The sequence below is a fragment of the Malaciobacter halophilus genome, from assembly GCF_002837275.1.
Taxonomy (GTDB): Bacteria; Campylobacterota; Campylobacteria; order Campylobacterales; family Arcobacteraceae; genus Malaciobacter; species Malaciobacter halophilus.
On the sequence record NZ_NXIF01000014.1, the window covers coordinates 20,033 to 39,170 of the forward strand.

Here is a 19,138-nt window from a genome sequence, read left to right on the forward strand (position 1 = left end):
AAGGAATTATTATATGGCAAGAGAAATAATATCAACAGGAAATGATTTAGCTGCAATAGCAGCAGTTGATGCTGGATGTGAGTTTTTTGCAGGTTATCCTATTACTCCATCTAGTGAAGTAATGCACACAATTTCTGATTTATTACCAGCAAATGGTGGAGCAGCAATTCAAATGGAAGATGAAATTGCAGGAGTTTGTGCAGCATTAGGTGCAGCAATGAGTGGAAAAAGAGCCTTAACTGCTACTAGTGGGCCAGGGATTTCACTTAAAGCTGAAAATATTGGATTAGGTTATATTGCTGAAGTTCCATTGGTAATTATCAATGTTATGAGAGGAGGTCCATCAACTGGTCTTCCAACTAGAGTTCAGCAAGGAGATATTCTTCAAGCAAAAGCACCAACACATGGAGATTTCAACTCTATTACACTTTGTGCTTCAACACTTGAAGAGTGCTATACTCAAACTATTAAAGCTTTTGATTTAGCAGATAGATTTATGCAACCAGTATTTTTATTATTAGATGAAACTATTGGACACATGAGTGGAAAAGCTATTATTCCTGATTTAGAAGAGGTAAAAGCTTCAATAACTCCAAGAAGAGTTTATGAAGGAGATCCAAAAGATTATAAACCTTATGGCGTACCTCAAGATGAGCCTGCTATTTTAAATCCTATGTTTAAAGGATATAAATTTCACTTTACAGGTTTACATCATGGACCAACAGGTCATCCAACAGAAGATGCAACTATATGTCAAAATTTAATAGATAGATTATTTAATAAAGTAGATTCACATTTAGATGAAGTTCATCAATATGAAGAGTATATGTTAGATGATGCACAAATTATGATTATAGCATATGGTTCAGTAGCCCTTTCAGCAAAAGAAGCAATTAAAAGACTTAGAAAAGAGGGTATTAAAATAGGACTATTTAGACCAATTACACTTTGGCCAAGTCCAGAAGAAAAAATTTATGAATATTGTAAAAAAATAGACAAAGTTTTAGTAACTGAGCTAAATAAAGGTCAATATATCCAAGAGATTCAAAGAGCAAGTCAAAGAAAAGATTTTGCTACTTTATTTAAAGCAAATGGAAGACCTATAGCTCCAATTGAAATTATCGAAAAAATAAAAGGAATATAATATGGCTTTTAATTACGATAAATACCTAAGAGTAGATAAAATGCCAACACTTTGGTGTTGGGGTTGTGGTGATGGTGTTATCTTAAAAGCACTAATAAGAGCCATTGAAAAAGTTGGTTGGGATATGAATGATGTATGTGTTGTATCAGGAATTGGATGTTCAGGAAGATTCTCTTCATATATTGATTGTAATACTGTACATACAACACATGGTAGAACAATTGCTTATGCAACAGGAATAAAACTTGCAAATCCAGATAAACATGTAATTTGTGTTACAGGAGATGGAGATGGTTTAGCAATTGGAGGAAATCATACAATTCATGGTTGTAGAAGAAACATAGATATTAATCATATTGTTGTAAATAATTTTATTTATGGACTTACAAATTCACAAACAAGTCCAACTACTCCGCAAGGTATGTGGACAGTTACAGCAAAAAGAGGAAATATAGACCCTACTTTTAATGCTTGTGATTTAGCAATTGGTGCAGGAGCAACTTTTGTTGCAAGAGAGAGTATGTTAGACCCTAAAAAACTAGAAAGAGTTTTTGTAAAAGGTTTAGAACATAAAGGTTATTCATTTTTTGATATTTTTTCTAATTGTCATGTAAATTTAGGAAGAAAAAACAAAATGGGTACTGCTATGCAAAACTTAGAATGGATTGACTCAATTACTCTTGCAAAAACTAAATTTGATAAATTAGAAGATGAAGAAAAAGAAGGAAAATTTCCAACAGGTGTGTTAAAACATGATACTGAAGCTTTAGAGTATTGTGAATCATATGAAAAAGTAAAACAAGCACATCAAAACAATACAAAAGTTGAGCTTTAGGAGATAAGATGGCTAGAACATTAATGAGATTCACAGGAGTTGGTGGACAAGGTGTTTTACTTGCAGGAGCAATTTTTGCTGCTGCAAAAATTGAAGCTGGTGGATATGGATTAAAAACAGCAACTTATACATCTCAAGTAAGAGGTGGGCCAACTGTTGTTGATATTACACTAGAAGATGAACCTATTTTATTTCCATATGCAAATGATGGAGAGATTGATTTTATGCTCTCTGTTGCACAAATCTCTTATGACCAATTTAAAAGTGGAGTAAAAGAAGGTGGAATTATAGTAATTGAGCCTAATCTTGTTAAACCAACAAAAGAGGATAGAGAGAAATTTAAAATTTATGAAATTCCTATTATTACTATTGCAAAAGAGGAAGTTGGAAATGTAATTACACAATCTGTACTTGCTTTATCAATAGCAAACTATATGACTAACAATACAGTTGACAATGAAATATTAAGAAAAACAATGCTTTCAAAAGTTCCTTCAAAAGTTCATGATATAAATAATAAAGCTTTTGATTTAGGACTTAAATACGCAAAAGAAGCATTAGAAAATAATTAATTTAGAAGCAAATGCTTCTAAATTAATTTGATACTAGTTTTAAACCTATAATTGAAGAAATAAGTGTAAATAAAAAAAACAATCTCATCATACTAGCTGGTTCTTTATAAAATAAAATTCCTATTATAATAGTTCCAAAAGCACCTATTCCTGTCCAAATTGCATAAGCTGTTCCTATTGGTATATGCTGTACTGCTTTTGTAAGACTAAAAAAGCTTCCTACTGCAAATACTAAAAAAATCAAAGTTGGAATAAGTTTTGAAAAGTTTTCTGTTAGTTTTAGCATTGAGGCAAAACCTACTTCTAAAACACCTGCTAAAATTAAATAAATCCATGCTGACATAGATTCTCCTTTAAATATTTATCTTTCTTGGAAAGATATTATATTTTTACTTAATTTTACCTTTCTAGGAAAGATAATTTTATTTATGTTATAATCTCTTTATGAATTTAAAATCCTTTGAAACCAACCTTGAAAATGTAAAAAAATTAACCCCAGAAGTTTATAAAGATAGTATGAACATTACTATTCCATTTTTTATATTACATAGAAAAATATTTGAACATGGAGATGATTTTTTAAAAAAAAACTTTTTATTAAATCAAAGTGAGCTTGATATATTGTCAACACTTTATTATAAAACTGAAAATAACTTTACTATGAGCCCAACAAATTTATATGATGTAATGTTTTTCTCTTCAGGTGGAATGACAAAAGTATTAAAAAAGCTTGAAACAAAAGGATATATTAGAAGAGTTGATAATATCTTAGATAAAAGAAGTAAACTTGTACAACTAACAAATTTAGGTAAAGACATGACAAAAAAAGCTCTAAAACAAATAGTAGAACTTGAAGATAAATATTTTGCTAAATTAGATAAAGAAGAACAAAAGCTTTTAAATAAACTACTTTTAAAAGCTTTATCTTAAATCTTAATCAATATATTGATTATAATCTTCTATTTTCTTTTCTAGTCTTGCTGATAAATAAAGATTTGAATTTTTCAAGCATGAAAGAATAAACTTAGCCTCTTTTAAATAAGCTTTTTTCTTTTCATTATCCCAATCTTTTGGTGGTTTTTGTAAATTGGTAATTCTATCGGCAAGTTTTACAAGTTGTATTTCATATGGCTGTTCTAAAATTCTATTTAAACTATCTTGCATTTGTTGTTTTTTAGGTAAACTCTCATATTTACTTAAAGCCTCTACTCCCTCAGCAATATCTAAACCAAACTCATTAAATATATCATCAAAAGTCATATCAGTATCTTCAAGTACATCATGTAAAAGTGCACATGAAATAGCTTTATTTGCTTTATCATCATCAAGCTTTGACTCAATACTTGCATGTATTACTTCCATTGCTACACTAGTAACATGAGTTAAATAAGGCAAACCATATGGTGTTTTTTGTTCTTTATGAGCTTTAGCTGCAAAACGTAAAGCTTTTAGATACTCTTCTTGAGAAAACATCTTATCTTCCTTTATTTATGATATTATCAGACTTTGAGAAGCTAATTAACTGCTCTGTTGTCAAAATATTATTTGGTAGGTTTTTTAAAGACTCTTCTAAAATATAAGTCGTACTTAAAGCATCACTATATGCTCTGTGAAGATTATCGATTTTTATATTTAAAAGCTCCTTTAAAAAATCTAATCCATATCTTTGTGCATCAATTGTTCTTCGTGCAAGGGCAATTGTACAAAGTTTTCGATTTTCTAATTGTCCTAAATGATACTTTTTTAAAGAGTTTGAAATAAAATTATAATCAAACTTTATATCATGTGCAACAAACACATCATCTTCTAAAAAAAGTTTGAACTCTTCTAAAACCTTCTCTATTCTTGGGGCATTTTCAAGCATCTTAGGTGTAATATTTGTAACTTCTTGAATATATCTTGGAACACTTTTAGCAAAAACTAAAGAATCAAATCTATCAATTATTTTACCATTTTTATATTTTACTGCTCCTAATTCAATAATTTGTCCTTTATTTACATCTGAACCATTTGTTTCTATATCAACAATACAGAAAGTTTGCTCTTTAAAAGGTGTTCTTGTTGTTTTTAAAAATATATTTTCATTATCTAATTCAATTGGTAATCCATTTGATACTAATAACTCCATTTCTAACTCTGAATTTTCATAAAATGTATCTTTAAAGCCATCTAATGTAAATAAGAATTCATCTAATGACATATCGCTTCTATTTAGTCTTGCAACTAATTTATCCATATTAGAAACATGGATAGTTTTTTTACTTTTTCTTCTTTTAGTTCCCATTTGCTTTTTGTATAAACTCTTTCATTTTTTCTTTATCTTTTTTGCCTTTCGATGCTTCTACTCCACTACTTACATCAACAGCAAAAAAATTATATTTTTTTAATTCTTGTAAATTGGAAGCATTTAATCCTCCAGCTAAGACTATTTTTGAACAATCTATATTTTCAAACCACTCAAGTGCAACTCTCTTACCAGCTCCACCAAAGCCTTCAACAAAAGCATCAACTAAATAGTAATTATGTTTATTTAAGTACTCTAAATCACTTTTTGATTTTGCTCTTATAACTTCAAGATACTTCATATTTAAGTTTTCAAACTCTGTATTATCTTCATCATCTATTATTTGAGCCATTTGCATTCCTGATAGATGACATATATCATTTATATGTTTTGAAGACTCATTTACAAAAAGACCTACTGTTTGAACAAAAGGTGGCAATTTATCAACAATTTGCCTTGCATCTTGTGCTGTTATATATCTTGGACTTTTCTCATAAAAAACAAAGCCCAAAGCATCAGCACCAAGCTCTACTGCGTCTTGGGCATCTTCTAAATTTGTAATTCCGCAAATTTTCACTCTCATTAGATACTCTTATTGATTTTTTGCGATTATATCATTTTTTATTTAATTTAAACTATTATTCATATCTTGACTATGATTTTTTTTAAATGTATAATTTGTAAAGCCTTGTTGCTTAACAAAAAGGATTAATTATGAGTAATTTTAAACTTCTTATCATTGATGACAATGAAACAAATATATACTCCTTACAAATGGTAATAGAAGACACTTTTGAAGTGGATATTTATCAAGCATTAAGTGCAAAAGAGGCTTTTGAGCTATTAGAAATACAAGAGATTAATCTAATTTTATGTGATATTCAAATGCCTAAAATGGATGGTTTTGAATTTGCTACAAGATTATACAAAAATAAAGAGTATGAAGATATTCCTCTTATTTTTATTACTGGAATTTATAATGATGATAAATATAAGATTGAAGGCTTAAAAATAGGTGCAATTGATTATATTACCAAACCAATAGATAGTGAATTATTAACCTTAAAACTTAAAAGTTATATGGGACTTTTTCAAAAAAATTTAAATTGTACAATAAATAGAGATACAAATGAAACAACTAAACTATTTGAAGATACTTTTGAAGAAGATAGAAATGATGAAATTTTAGATGATATTTATAATTTTAGTAAGAAAGAGTAACTCTCTTACTAAATTTGTAAACTTTTTATTGCTTTACTATAACTATTACTTCCAAAAACATAACTTCCAGCAACAACTACATCTACACCTGCATCTTTAAGTTCATGAATATTTTTATCATTTACTCCTCCATCAACTTGAATAAGACAATTAGGATTTCTTTTATTAATAAGCTCTTTTAATTTTTGTGCTTTTTCAACTACACTTGAAATAAATTTTTGTCCTCCAAATCCTGGATTAACAGACATAAGTAAAACCATATCTAAATCTTCAAGCAAATACTCAATTGTTTCAACAGTAGTATGAGGGTTTAAAACAATAGCTGGTTTTATACCAAGAGCTTTGATTTTTTGAATTAGTCTATGAGGATGTTTTTCACTCTCAATATGAAAAGAGATATATTCTGGTTTTAAAGGAGCAAATAAATCAACAAAAAAAGTATTGTTCTCAACCATCAAATGAACATCTAATGGTTTTGTAGCAGCTTTTGCTACGGATTTTACAACAACAGGACCTATTGTCATATTTGGAACAAAATGACCATCCATCACATCTACATGAATTAAATCACAGCCAGCTTCACAAATAGCTTTTATCTCTTCATCAATTTTGCCAAAATTTGCTGATAATATAGAGGGTGCAACAAGCATAAATAATAACCTTTGATAATTAATTTTTGGGATTATACCATTGTTTTTCTTGAAAAGCTATTTTAAAATTTATAGCTTTTCAAACTTAGGATTCCATTCTAACCACTCTTTTTTGACATCGTCATATAAAATATACTCTTGAAGATTTTGAGCTCTATTTTCATATTTAGTAGGAGTTACAAGTGATATTCCTCCAAAGATTAAAGTTTGTAAAGTTTCAGTTGAAATTTTTACTCCAAATAAACTTATATCCATTCCAAAAGCTGTTGCGTTATAAAAAATAGAGTTTTTCCTAACTAGATGTTTAAATTTTTCATTAATATAAAGTTGTAGTTGTACATTTGTTCCATCATCTGACAACTTCAAGCTCTCTACACTACCAATTTGCAATTGTCTATAATAAACAGGTGAATTTACTTTTAAAGAACTTTTCATTTTAGCTTTTACTATAACTCGTAAGCCATCATCACTATATTTTTGTTCTTTATAAATATCTTTTAAACTATCATAAAACTTAAAATTATAGTACCTATTTACATTTTTGGCTTTTTTATTTAAAGTTATAAAAGCTACTCCTCCTTTTACTAAGGTACTTAAAGAAGTTGTTTTTATATCTAAATTTGTTAAAGAAAAATCAACATCAACTCCACTAATAGAATAAAATTTTGTACTCTTATTTATAAATTTTGCAAACTTTTCAAAAATAAAAACTTCAACCTCAACACTATTAGTATTTTCATTATACTTTTTATTAATTACTCTTCCTGCTTCTATACCTTTAAAATAAACACTACTTTTTTCATCTATTTTTGAAGCATCTTCTATATTTATAGTAAATTTTTCACCTTTTTGTTGAAGATATTTATCTTCTAACATCTTTTCATAACTTGGGAATAAATAGAATCTATTTGAAACTTTTTTTGCTTTTAAGTTTGTAGTTTCAAAAGCAATAGAAGAGTTTAAAAAACCATTTAAAGGTGCTGTTTTTAAACTTAATTTTTCTAAAGATGCATTAAACTCTATTGGCGATTGTACATAAAAGTTTGAAGTTTTATTTACTAAATACTCATACTTCTTAAATATATCAACTTCTACTCTTAACTCATCTGAATTAGGATGAAGTTTTTTGGTTTTTACTTTACCAACTTTTATATCTTTAAAATAAACAGGTGAGTTTTCTGATATTTTTATATTATCATCACTTTTTAATAGTAGTTTATATACTGTTTTGGGTTTTGAAAAATTGTGTAAAGTATAAATATCTTTTTTACTATTTTCTAAAGTTTGTGAAGTCTTAGTAAGTCTTATAAAACTACCTTTAATAATGGAAGATATTTTTTCTAATTTATCTAAAGATATAGAAGGCTTTACTAATTCAAAATATGGTTTATAGCTTAATAAAGAAGAGAACTCTTTTTTAAATTTTATAAATAAATACCCTTTTTTATCATTTGGCAAATAACTAATATCATCAACAAAACCTACTTCAATTCCATTATAAAAAACTTTACTAAACTCTTTTTGCAAATTATGCTCTTTTGTAGTTTCTAAAATTACATAATCTTTTAAATAAGCAATATCATCTTTATTATCATATAAATCAAAAACTTTTGTTTTATCTTCTAAAGGTGGTTTTAAACTATTTGAATCAAACTCTATTCCACCTGCTATTAGTGAAGCTAAAGTATCTATTTTAAACTTCACTCCACTTAAAGATGCTTTTATATCTACTCCACTTATATTCCAAAAATTACTACTATGTTTAACTAAATCTTTATACTCATTTTCGATAAAAATTGTATAAAATATATCATTTTTTATTAAGTTTTTCTTTACTATTTTTCCAACTACAAAACTTTTATATAAAATTGGTGCTCCAACTTCTAAGCTTCCTTTTTGTGACTTTAAAGTTAAAAAAATCCCATTATTAAAATAGTTAATTGGTTTTTCACTAACTGCTTCAAAACTATATTGTGTTTTTAAGTTTTTAATCTGCTCAATTTTTTGAACCTTAGGCATAGCTTCTATATAAACTCCACTAAGAATCGTATTAAGTCCAGAAATTTCAGTAATTGTAGCTTTAGGTTCAACTTTCCAAAATCTTGTCCCCTCTTTTGCAACTAAAGGTAAAGCTTTTTTATGAACTTCTATATTTACAATAAATCTATTTATATTATTTTCATCTACTTCTATATTTGTAATTACACCTATTTTTATACCTTTATACTTTAAAGGTGTTTTCCCTACAACAAAACCTTCTGCATTATTAAAAGAGACACTTACTTCTTCGCCTTGTTTATCAAAATGCTTATATAACATCCAAGATGAGATAAGAAGTGCAATAAAAGGTAAAAGCCATATTATAAAAACAATTTTCTTACTTTTTTTCACACTTTCATGTTGTATATTTTCACTCATATTAATCCTTATCCCATAATAATCTAGTATCAAAACTTTCTGTTGCTAACATTGTACTTATAACTACTATTGTAAATGCAATAGCAGCGAACCCTGCACTAATATTTGAAAGATTTCCAAACTGTACCATTACTATCATTAAAGCAACAACAAATATATCAAGCATAGACCATTTGCCTATAAACTTGATTATACGATAATATTTAGTGGCATTTCTTGCTAAAGTTGTTTTATTAAATTTAGTCACATATAAAAGATATAATAAAACTGCAAGTTTAAAAATAGGTACAGCAATACTTGCTATAAAAATTATAAAAGCAATAAAATAAGATTTTGTCTGAAAAAAATAGACAATTCCATCAAAAATAGTATTACTTTGAACTACTCCTAAAGTAGTCACTTCCATCATCGGTAGTAAATTTGCAGGAACTAAAAATATTATTGCAATTATACAAAAACATAAAGTTTTTACTAAAGAGTAAGTGTCTCTTTGTTTTAACTTACTATTACATTTTGAACACTTTTTTTCAGTAATTTTGCATACATTCATACAATGCATACAAAGTACTAATTTTAAATCTTTATCACTTTTATAATTCATCATCATTCCATACATCATAAGGATTAAATAAATTCATAGTCAAAAACATCATTATTAAAAATCCTAAAAAAAAGTAAAAACCTAAACCTATATGTAAAGTTGCCATTTTTTGAAGTTTTATTATTGCAACAACAATACTTATCATATAAACTTCTGCCATTTGCCACTTTAAAAGATGTTCATAAAATTTTAAAGGTTTAGATACAAACTTTGCATCTTTACCAAACTTTAAAGGTATTAAAATTGACATAATGAGTATAAGCATAAAAAAAGGAATAATAATTCCAATAAAAGTTATTAAAAGAGAAATAGCTGTATATCCACTTTCAAAAAAAATCAATAAAGTTTCAATAAGTGTAGTTGTTTGTTTTAAATCTAAAATCTCTAAACTAAGTATAGGTAAAATAATTGCAGGAATAAAAAGTATTATTGAAGTAATTGCAAAAAGTAATACTGTTTGATAATCTTGTCCAAATCTATAAATTATTGCATTACATCTTGGACAATGAAATTGATGTTTATAATCAACTTTGGGTTTTTTCAAAACTAAACCACAATCTTTACAAATTGAGGTTTTTTCTAAATTTTCTTGCAATTTAATTTCCTTTTTTTATAAAAACTATATTATAGTATATAAATAATAATTAAAAGTATTAAGTAGTAGAAAAAGACACTTTTTTTTACTATGATTAAACACTAACTTTAAAATCAAAGGTAAATATATGAATTTAACTAAAAAAACTTCTATTTTTATTTTTACTTCTATTTTGGCAGTTTTTTTAACTGCTTGTCAAGAAAAGCAAGAACAAAAAGAGATAAAAAAAGAGGTAAAAAAAGTAAAAGTTGATGTTCACACTTTAAAAAAACAGACTTACCCTATTTGGGTTAATTTTTCTGGTAAAACACAAGCATATAAAAATGTTGCTATTACTTCAAGAGTAACAGGAGAACTTGAAAAAAGATTTTTTGAAGCTGGAGAGTTTGTAAAAAAAGAACAATTATTATTTAAAATTGATGATACAAAATATAAAAATATTGTAGAACAAAGAGAAGCAACTTTACAAAAAGATAAAGCAAGTTTAAACTTAGCTATTGCAAATGTTAAAAGATATTCACCTTTAGTGAAAAAAGGTCTTGCTCCACAAGAAAAACTAGACCAGCTAATTGCAGAACAAAAGCAACTTCAAGCAGTAGTAAATGCAGATATAGCAGCACTTAAACAAGCAAAACTTGATGTTGAATATACACAAATAAAAGCTACAATTGATGGAGTTATTGGAAAACCTTTAGTTGACATAGGAAATATGATAAATGCTTCTTCTACTGAATTAGCAAAAGTAGTTCAATCAAATCCATTATATACAAACTTCAACCCAAGTACAGATGAAGTATCTCTTATAAAAAAATATAAATCTGAAGAGAAACCAAAAGTTGAAGTTATTCAATCACAAAATGAATACAATACAGTTAAAACAACAGGTCATGTAGATTTTATTGATAATGTTACAAATGAAACAACAGGAACAGTTGCAATGAGAGCAATTATTAACAATGATGAGAACCTTTTACTTCCTGGAACATTTGTTGAAATCAATCTTTTTATTACAGATAAAATTCCAGTAATCGCAGTAAGTCCAAATAACTTAGGACAAAATCAATTAGGAGCTTATGTTTTAGTTGTAAATGAAGAAAACAAAATTGAAACTAGACAACTAAAATTAAATTACAGTAATAAAGATTTAGTGATTATATCAGAAGGATTACAAGAAGGTGATAAGGTAATTGTAAGTGATATAACAAAACTTAGAAATGGTATGAGTGTAGAAGCTACACAAGTAGAAAACCCAATTAAACTTTAGGAATTTGAATGTTTTCAATATTTTTTATAAATCGTCCTATTTTTGCAAAAGTAATATCTATTTTTATTGTAATAGTTGGGCTAATAGCTTTATATTTACTTCCTGTTGCTCAATTCCCTCAAATCACACCTCCTACTATTCAAGTAAGTGCTACATACACAGGTGGTAGTGCACAAGTAGTTGAAACTTCTGTTACAACACCAATTGAAGAACAATTAAATGGTATTGAAGGTATGATTTATATGGACTCAACTTCCTCTTCAGATGGGAAAGCTACTATAAACTTATATTTTGAGTCAGGATATGATTTAGATGTTGCAGCTATTGATGTACAAAATAGAGTTGCTCTTGCAACACCAATTTTACCAGATAGTGTAAAGCAAAGAGGTGTTACTACAAAGAAAAAATCTACTTCAATGGTACAAATTTTAACAATTGATTCAACTAATCCTCAACATGATGCTCTATTTTTATCAAATTTTGCAAGTATAAATATTGCTGAAGAGTTAAAAAGAATTGATGGAGTTGGAGATGTTCAAAACTTAGGTGAAAGAAAATACTCTATGAGAATCTGGATAAATCCAGATAAACTATCAAGTCTAAACCTTAGTATAAATGAAGTAATAGCAGCAATAAAAGAACAAAATACTCAAGCTGCACTTGGTTCTATTGGTTCAAGTCCAAACTCTTCATCAAATAAGTTTCAATATACACTTACATCTAAAACAAAACTTGAATCAGCAAAAGAGTTTGAAGATATTATTATAAGACACAATAGTGATGGAAGTAAAGTAAGAATTAAAGATATTGCAAGGGTTGAGTTAGGTGCTGAAAATTATAGTTGGTCAGCAAAACTAAATAATAAACCAACTGCTCTTTTAGGAATCTATCAATTACCAGGAGCAAATGCTTTAGAAGTTGCCCAACAAGTTGGGAAAAAAATAGAAGAATTAAAACAAAGATTTCCAGATGGAGTTGAAGTTAAACCAACTTATGACACAACAAAATTTGTTGAAATTTCTATTAAAGAAGTTATTGTAACACTATTTGAAGCTTTACTTTTAGTTCTTTTAGTAGTTTACTTCTTTTTACAATCTTTTAGAACAACTATTATTCCAGCAATTGCAATTCCAGTATCTTTAATAGGTACATTTGCCCTACTTTTAGCTATGGATTTTTCTATAAATACTCTAACATTGTTTGGTCTTATACTTGCAATTGGTATTGTTGTTGATGATGCTATTATTGTAGTAGAGAATGTAGAATCAAACTTAGAAAAAAAATCCAGAACTTAGTGTAAAAGATGCTACAAAAACAGCTATGAAAGAGGTTTTTGCACCTGTTATTTCAACAACACTTGTTCTTTTAGCTGTTTTTGTTCCAGTTACATTTATTCCTGGAATTTCTGGTGCACTTTATCAGCAGTTTGCAACAACAATTGCCTTTGCAGTAATTATCTCTTCAATAAATGCGCTTACTCTTTCTCCTGCACTTTGCGCAACTTTATTAAAAAGAAAACAGAAAAACTCACAAAATGAAGAAAAAAAGAGTTTTATTTTTGAAAAGTTTGATAACGCTTTAGAGAGCTTCAAAAAATTATACAAAAAGATTTTAGAAAAAATTATCAAATATTGGCAAATTGCAGCACTTATTTATATATTACTTTTAGGAGCTACATATTTTGCTTTTAAAAGTCTTCCTACTGGATTCATTCCAAATGAAGACCAAGGTACTCTTGTTGCTTCTGTTTCGTTGCAAGCAGGAACAACTTTAAATAAAACAGAAGATGCGACCGAAAAAATTGTTGAACTAATAAAAGAGACACAAGGAATTAAAGATGTAATTTCTGTTGCTGGATTTAACTTAATAAATGGTGCTTTAGACTCATCAAGTGCTACAATTTTCTTAGTTTTAGAGGATTGGGAAAAAAGAACAACAAAAAATACTTCAATTGATGCAATAACTAATACAGTAAATCAAAAAGCAAAAGAACAAATAGATAATGCAAGTGTTAGAGTATTTAATATGCCGTCAATTCCAGGTCTTTCAGCTGTTGGAGGATTTGAAGTAAAACTTCAAAACCTACAATCAATGAATATAAAAGATTTTGAACAAAGAGCAAATGAGTTCATAAAAAAATTAAATGAAGATGATTCAATTATGATGGCATATACTAGTTTTAATAGTAACTATCCTCAATACTATATTGATATTAATAGAGATAAAGTTGCTACTTTAAACCTAAAACTAAATGAAGTTTTTTCTGTACTTCAAACATATCTTGGTTCACTTTATGTAAATGATTTTAATAAGTATGGAAAAACTTATAGAGTATTTTTACAAGCAGACCAAAACTTTAGAACTGAAAAGAACTCTATTAATAACTTCTTTGTAAAAAGTACAAAAGGAGATATTGTTCCTTTAAGTGCAATTGTTGAAATAAAAAGAACAAGTGGAGTAAGTACTATTACACACTTTAACTCTTATCAAAGTATTGCTATAAATGGTGTTCATAATATCAAAGGAGGATATAGTTCAGGAGATGCACTAAATGCAATTGAAAAAATTGCAAAACAGACTTTAGGAAGTGATGTAGGCTATGAATTTGCAGGTATGAGTTTACAAGAAAAAGAAGCAGGAAATGCAGCAATGTATATTTTCCTTTTATCTATTTTGATGGTATTTTTATTTTTATCAGCTCAATATGAATCTTGGATGATGCCACTTATGATTATGCTTCCAATTCCAACTGTTATGTTTGGGGCTTTAGGAGCAAATATGCTTGCAGGACTTTTAAATAATACTTATACACAAATAGGTCTTGTACTTTTAATTGGTATGAGTTCAAAAAATGCTATTTTAATTGTAGAGTTTGCAAAAGAGTTAAGAGATAAAGGTCAAAGTATAGTTGAAGCTGCTATAAATGCCTCACTTTTAAGACTTAGAGCTATATTAATGACTATTTTCTCATTTTTACTTGGTATTTTGCCTTTAGTTTTTGCAAGTGGCGCAGGAGCTGTATCAAGACAATCTTTAGGTACAGCTGTATTTGGTGGAATGATAATGTCAACATTCTTAACTCTACTTTTAACACCTGTACTTTTTGTAGTACTTCAAAGATTAAGAGAGAAAAAAGGGAAAACTAATGCTTAAATTAAAAAAATTATCAATTATTGCATCATTTAGTTTACTTGTTACAACAAGTTTTGCAAAAGATTTAAACCTTGAAGATTTAATATCTATTGCTTTAAAAAACAATACAAATATTGAATTATCAAAAGAGCAATCTAATATAAAAAAAGAGCAAATAAACAAAGCAACTTCAACTTATTTACCAAACTTATCACTAAATGCTTCAACAGCAAGAAAAGATATAAAACAACAAGGAAATAAAATAGATGATGTAAATAGTGTAGCAGTTAGTGCAAATCAATTAATCTATGATTTTGGAAAAACAACAAGCAATATTGACTCATCAAAGTCTAGTTTTGATGAATCAAAAAGTGATATAAAAGCAACTATTGCAAAAACTATTTTACAAGTTACTTCTACTTATTATGATATTTTAAATAAATATCAACAAATAGAAGTTGCAAAAGAGTCTGTTAAACTTGATGAATTACAATTAAATCAAGCAAATGAGTACTTTAAAGCAGGTGTTAGAACAAAAATAGATGTAACAAATGCAAAACTTCAACTCTCAAACTCTAAACTAAAACTTATTCAAGCTAAATATGATTTAAAAACTACAAAGACAAAACTAGTATCAATTTTAGGAAAAGATTTAGGCACAAATATAAATATCAAATTTCATAATAAAGAGATTACAACTCTTGTAAAAAATACAAAATATAAAGACTTTTCATTGGAAAAACTTGTATCTTTAGGTTTACAAAAAAGAGATGAAATAAGAAAATATAAAGCAAAAATTCAAACTGCAAAGGAGCAAAAAGATATTGCTAGTGCTGATTATTTACCTAGAATAGATGTCGATGCATCATATACAAATAGTCAATCAGATAAAATAGATACACAAGATGTGGAACAATCATCAGTTGCATTAAATTTAAAATGGAACTTTTTTACAGGCCTTTCAACTGTTGCAGATAATAAAATAGCTCTTTCAAATTTAAGTAGTGCTAAAAAACAACTTCAACAACAAATACTTGATATAAAACAAGAGATAACATCAGCTTACTTAAATGTAAAACAAAGTATTGATAGCTTAAATATTGGACTTTTAAATGTAAAACTTGCCACAGAAAATCTAAACTTAGCAAATGAAAGATATAAAGCTGGATTAAATGATTTAATAGAATTAAATGATGCAAAACTTGAATACACACAAGCAAAAAGTTCGCTTGTAAATATTTATTACGCGTACTTAACTAATCTAGCAAATCTTAACTATTCAATTGGTACTATTCATGAGAAAATCTAAACTACTTATAGTTATATTTGCAGTAACAACTCTATTTGGTAATAATATTCAAGAGCTTTATGAAAAAGCTTCTATTTATGAAAAAAATGGCGAGTTTAAAAAAGCTATGCAAATCTACAAACAACTTGCAAAAAATAGCTTAAAAAATGAAACTTTAAATATCAAAAAAAACTCTTTAGAAGATACATTGGTAAAAAAAGAGCTTTTAATAAAAGAAGAAAAATTTAAAGCTTTAAGAGGTAATTTTTTTAAAAGAAATATTGATAAAATAAATGACAAAGAAACAGCAAATACAGTAGAGCAAGTGATTGTCAAGAACTTTGGTTTATATACATATAAAACAAACTATTTACTTCCTATAACTTATGATACAAAAAATAAAGATGGAAGAAATCAATATGAAACAAAATTTCAATTAAGTTTTGAAAAACCACTAACTTATAATATATTTGGTTTAGATGAAACACTATCTTTTGCATATACACAAAAATCTTATTGGCAAACATCAAGAGAATCTGCACCCTTTAGAGAATCAAACTATCAACCAGAAGTATTTTTAACATTTCCATATAAAAAAGAAAACTCATCTTTAAAAGCATATAAAGTATCTTTACTTCATGAATCAAATGGACAAGATGGTGAAAAATCAAGGTCATGGAATAGATTGTATTTAGAGAGTTTCTTTCAGTTTTCCAATCTCTTTGTAGTTCCAAGAGTTTGGTATAGAATTCCTGAAAAAGAGAGAAATGATGATAATAAAGATATTCAAAAATATCTAGGATATGGAGATTTAACCCTATTTTATCCATACAAAAAACACACATTTGAATTAAAACTAAGAAACAACCTAAGACTTAGTGAAGATAATAAAGGCGCAGTAGAATTCAACTGGACTTTCCCACTACCAAGCTTTTTAAATCTACCAAATAGCTTTGGATACTTTCAAGTATTTAGTGGATACGCAGATAGTTTGATTGATTATGATGAAGATATAAATAAAATAGGTATAGGAATCGCCTTTTCAAGATAGATTTTAATCTATCTTTGAATAAAATCAAACAAAAATAATATAATATGAAATAACCAAGAAAGAGAATAATGAATAACAAAAATGAAACAATGTTAATAGATTTTTATGAGTTTACAATGGCAAATGGGTATTTTAATTCAGAACTAAAAGATAAAATTGTCTATTTTGATTTATCCTTTAGAAGAGTACCTGACAATGGTGGTTATGCTATATTTGCAGGGCTTGAAAGTATTATAAATTATATTGAGAATATAAAATTTTCACAAGAGGATTTAGAGTATTTAAAAAGCTACAATCTTTTTAGTGATGAATTTATCAACTACTTAGAAGATTTTAAATTTACAGGAGATATTTATAGTGTAAAAGAAGGTACTGTAATTTTTCCAAATGAACCTGTTTTAACTGTACGGGCAAATATTGTTCAAGCACAAATATTAGAGACTTTTTTACTTCTTAGCTTTAATCACCAATCTTTAATTGCAACAAAGGCTAGTAGAATTAAAAATGCAGCAAAAGGTAGAACTGTACTAGAGATGGGAGCAAGAAGAGCCCATGGAATTAGTAGTGCAAATAGTGGCTCAAGGGCAGCTTATATTGCAGGGATTGATGCTACAAGTAATACTTTGGCTAGTTGTTTATATGGTATTCCATGTAGTGGAACTATGGCTCACTCTTGGATTCAAATGTTTGAAAGTGAAGAAGAAGCTTTTAGAGTTTATGCAAAAACTTATCCAAATAATACAACTTTATTAGTTGATACTTATGATACTTTAAGAAGTGGAATACCAAATGCAATAAAAGTAATCAAAGAGGAGTTATTGCCAAAGGGTATCAAAGATTTTGCAGTTCGTATAGACTCAGGTGATTTAACATACTTATCAAAAGAGTCAAGAAAAATGCTAGATGAAGCAGGACTTACAAACTGTAAGATTGTTGTAAGTAATGCACTTGATGAGATTTTAATTGAAACATTACTAAATCAAGGTGCTCCAATAGATATCTTTGGAGTAGGAGAAAGACTTGTAACAGCAAAAAGCAATCCAGTTTTTGGAGGTGTTTATAAACTTGCTGCCATAGAAGAGAATGAAAAGATTATTCCTAAAATAAAAATAAGTGATAATCCAGTAAAAATAACAACTCCACACTTTAAAAAACTATATAGAATCTATGATAAAGAAACAAACAAAGCAAAAGCTGATTTAATTACTATTTATGATGAAGTATATGATGAAAAAGAACCATTGACTATTTTTGACCCTGTGCATACTTGGAAAACAAAAACCTTTGAAAGTTATATTTTAAAAGATTTAAAACTACCTATTTATAAAAATGGGAAATTAGTTTATAAACTACCAACAATAAAAGAAATAAGAGAGCATACAAAAAATGAGTTAAATCACTTATGGGATGAGATGTTGAGATTTGAAAATCCTCATAAATATTATGTTGATTTATCCCAAAAACTTTGGACGACAAAAATAGAACTATTAAAAAAAATGAATAAAAACTCTTCTATTTAGAAGAGTTTTTATTTTTTCTATTTTTTCTAACTGATTTAATCCATATAAAACTAACTAAATACATACTAATAGAAGCACTTATTACTCCTAATACTATTGCTCCACTCCATAAACACAAAGCTATTTGCTCAAAATTATCATACATAGAATCAAAGTTAAATTCAACCGGATTTTCAGGCTGGAAGATTAGTTTCCCTATTTGATACTCAAAATAAAAAAGTGGTGGCATTGTAATAGGATTGCTTATAAATATCAAAGCAAAACTTATGGGTAAATTTGCATTTAACACAATTGCTAAAAGACAAGCTAAAATCATTTGAAAAGGCATGGGTAAACAAGCTACAAAAACACCAATAAAAACACCAGTTGATACTTTTCTTCTTGATAATCCCCATATCTCATTTTTTTGTAAGAATTTACCAAAAATTTTTAAATATCTTTGTTCTTTTACTTTTTCATGAGTTGGAAGAATTTTTTTTAACTTCTTTCTTGGCAAAGTGACCCTTTTTTTAAGATTATAAATCTTACCAAAAAAAGCACAATTTTATTATTACAAAAAAAAG

Annotated in this window: 20 protein-coding genes; 11 read left to right on the forward strand and 9 right to left on the reverse strand. The window is 27.5% G+C overall.

What is annotated here, in order from left to right; translation table 11 throughout:
• Positions 1-13: 13 nt before the first annotated feature.
• From CP960_RS03835 to CP960_RS03845, 3 genes are read left to right on the forward strand one after another with little or no spacing between them, the layout of a single operon-like run.
• Positions 14-1,144 (forward strand): 2-oxoglutarate synthase subunit alpha, encoded by a 1,131-nt coding sequence (locus tag CP960_RS03835; protein WP_101183905.1) that lies wholly within the window; start codon positions 14-16, stop codon positions 1,142-1,144.
• Between the two features lies 1 nt (position 1,145).
• The gene (locus CP960_RS03840; RefSeq protein ID WP_101183906.1) at positions 1,146-1,979 is read left to right on the forward strand and encodes a 2-oxoglutarate ferredoxin oxidoreductase subunit beta; all 834 of its coding nucleotides are present in this window, start codon (positions 1,146-1,148) and stop codon (positions 1,977-1,979) included.
• Between the two features lie 8 nt (positions 1,980-1,987).
• The gene (locus CP960_RS03845; RefSeq protein ID WP_101183907.1) at positions 1,988-2,551 is read left to right on the forward strand and encodes a 2-oxoacid:acceptor oxidoreductase family protein; all 564 of its coding nucleotides are present in this window, start codon (positions 1,988-1,990) and stop codon (positions 2,549-2,551) included.
• A 22-nt stretch (positions 2,552-2,573) separates the two neighbouring features.
• Here CP960_RS03845 and CP960_RS03850 read toward each other — a convergent pair whose 3' ends face one another.
• Positions 2,574-2,894, reverse strand: coding sequence for a DMT family transporter (locus CP960_RS03850; protein WP_101183908.1), 321 nt, complete (start codon positions 2,892-2,894; stop codon positions 2,574-2,576).
• Positions 2,895-2,995: 101 nt separating this feature from the next.
• Between CP960_RS03850 and CP960_RS03855 the strand changes: the two genes are divergently transcribed.
• The gene (locus CP960_RS03855; RefSeq protein ID WP_101183909.1) at positions 2,996-3,481 is read left to right on the forward strand and encodes a MarR family winged helix-turn-helix transcriptional regulator; all 486 of its coding nucleotides are present in this window, start codon (positions 2,996-2,998) and stop codon (positions 3,479-3,481) included.
• A 3-nt stretch (positions 3,482-3,484) separates the two neighbouring features.
• On the opposite strand, the gene CP960_RS03860 is transcribed toward CP960_RS03855, so the two are convergent.
• From CP960_RS03860 to CP960_RS03870, 3 genes are read right to left on the reverse strand one after another with little or no spacing between them, the layout of a single operon-like run.
• A complete protein-coding gene (locus tag CP960_RS03860) occupies positions 3,485-4,024 on the reverse strand; it encodes an HD domain-containing protein (RefSeq protein WP_101183911.1) in 540 nt (179 codons plus the stop codon).
• A gap of 1 nt (position 4,025) precedes the next feature.
• Positions 4,026-4,787: a 3'-5' exonuclease gene (locus tag CP960_RS03865; RefSeq protein ID WP_265734448.1), complete on the reverse strand. Its 762-nt coding sequence runs from the start codon at positions 4,785-4,787 to the stop codon at positions 4,026-4,028.
• Positions 4,788-4,824: 37 nt separating this feature from the next.
• Positions 4,825-5,418, reverse strand: a complete 594-nt coding sequence (locus CP960_RS03870) for a phosphoribosylanthranilate isomerase (protein WP_101183915.1) — start codon at positions 5,416-5,418, stop codon at positions 4,825-4,827.
• 131 nt (positions 5,419-5,549) lie between these two features.
• Here CP960_RS03870 and CP960_RS03875 point away from each other — a divergent pair, with 131 nt between their 5' ends.
• Positions 5,550-6,056: a response regulator gene (locus tag CP960_RS03875; RefSeq protein ID WP_101183917.1), complete on the forward strand. Its 507-nt coding sequence runs from the start codon at positions 5,550-5,552 to the stop codon at positions 6,054-6,056.
• An 8-nt stretch (positions 6,057-6,064) separates the two neighbouring features.
• On the opposite strand, the gene rpe is transcribed toward CP960_RS03875, so the two are convergent.
• From rpe to CP960_RS03895, 4 genes are all read right to left on the reverse strand, one after another.
• The gene (gene rpe / locus CP960_RS03880) at positions 6,065-6,706 is read right to left on the reverse strand and encodes a ribulose-phosphate 3-epimerase (RefSeq protein ID WP_101183919.1); all 642 of its coding nucleotides are present in this window, start codon (positions 6,704-6,706) and stop codon (positions 6,065-6,067) included.
• 69 nt (positions 6,707-6,775) lie between these two features.
• On the reverse strand, positions 6,776-9,124 hold the full coding sequence (locus CP960_RS03885; protein ID WP_101183921.1) for an MlaD family protein: 2,349 nt from the start codon (positions 9,122-9,124) through the stop codon (positions 6,776-6,778).
• A 1-nt stretch (position 9,125) separates the two neighbouring features.
• Complete coding sequence (locus CP960_RS03890; protein ID WP_162919087.1) at positions 9,126-9,725, reverse strand: paraquat-inducible protein A; 600 nt, start codon at positions 9,723-9,725, stop codon at positions 9,126-9,128.
• Positions 9,715-10,320, reverse strand: a complete 606-nt coding sequence (locus CP960_RS03895) for a paraquat-inducible protein A (RefSeq protein ID WP_162919088.1) — start codon at positions 10,318-10,320, stop codon at positions 9,715-9,717. Before CP960_RS03895 ends, CP960_RS03890 begins: the two co-directional genes overlap by 11 nt.
• Before the next feature lie 127 nt (positions 10,321-10,447).
• Here CP960_RS03895 and CP960_RS03900 point away from each other — a divergent pair, with 127 nt between their 5' ends.
• The 6 genes from CP960_RS03900 to CP960_RS03920 all read left to right on the forward strand — a co-directional run bounded on the left by CP960_RS03900 (position 10,448) and on the right by CP960_RS03920 (position 18,575).
• Positions 10,448-11,584 (forward strand): efflux RND transporter periplasmic adaptor subunit, encoded by a 1,137-nt coding sequence (locus tag CP960_RS03900; protein WP_101183928.1) that lies wholly within the window; start codon positions 10,448-10,450, stop codon positions 11,582-11,584.
• Between the two features lie 8 nt (positions 11,585-11,592).
• Positions 11,593-12,879, forward strand: coding sequence for an efflux RND transporter permease subunit (locus CP960_RS14040; RefSeq protein ID WP_196778324.1), 1,287 nt, complete (start codon positions 11,593-11,595; stop codon positions 12,877-12,879).
• Between the two features lie 25 nt (positions 12,880-12,904).
• A complete protein-coding gene (locus CP960_RS14045) occupies positions 12,905-14,737 on the forward strand; it encodes an efflux RND transporter permease subunit (protein ID WP_196778325.1) in 1,833 nt (610 codons plus the stop codon).
• The gene (locus tag CP960_RS03910; protein WP_101183930.1) at positions 14,730-16,025 is read left to right on the forward strand and encodes a TolC family protein; all 1,296 of its coding nucleotides are present in this window, start codon (positions 14,730-14,732) and stop codon (positions 16,023-16,025) included. The genes CP960_RS14045 and CP960_RS03910 overlap by 8 nt, the downstream gene beginning before the upstream one ends.
• Positions 16,012-17,055 carry a phospholipase A gene (locus CP960_RS03915; protein WP_101183931.1) on the forward strand — a complete coding sequence of 348 codons (1,044 nt, stop codon included), beginning with the start codon at positions 16,012-16,014 and terminating at the stop codon, positions 17,053-17,055. Before CP960_RS03910 ends, CP960_RS03915 begins: the two co-directional genes overlap by 14 nt.
• A gap of 68 nt (positions 17,056-17,123) precedes the next feature.
• Positions 17,124-18,575 carry a nicotinate phosphoribosyltransferase gene (locus CP960_RS03920; RefSeq protein ID WP_101183933.1) on the forward strand — a complete coding sequence of 484 codons (1,452 nt, stop codon included), beginning with the start codon at positions 17,124-17,126 and terminating at the stop codon, positions 18,573-18,575.
• On the opposite strand, the gene CP960_RS03925 is transcribed toward CP960_RS03920, so the two are convergent.
• On the reverse strand, positions 18,568-19,071 hold the full coding sequence (locus CP960_RS03925; RefSeq protein ID WP_162919089.1) for a DUF2062 domain-containing protein: 504 nt from the start codon (positions 19,069-19,071) through the stop codon (positions 18,568-18,570). The genes CP960_RS03920 and CP960_RS03925 overlap by 8 nt on opposite strands.
• Positions 19,072-19,138: the final 67 nt, after the last annotated feature.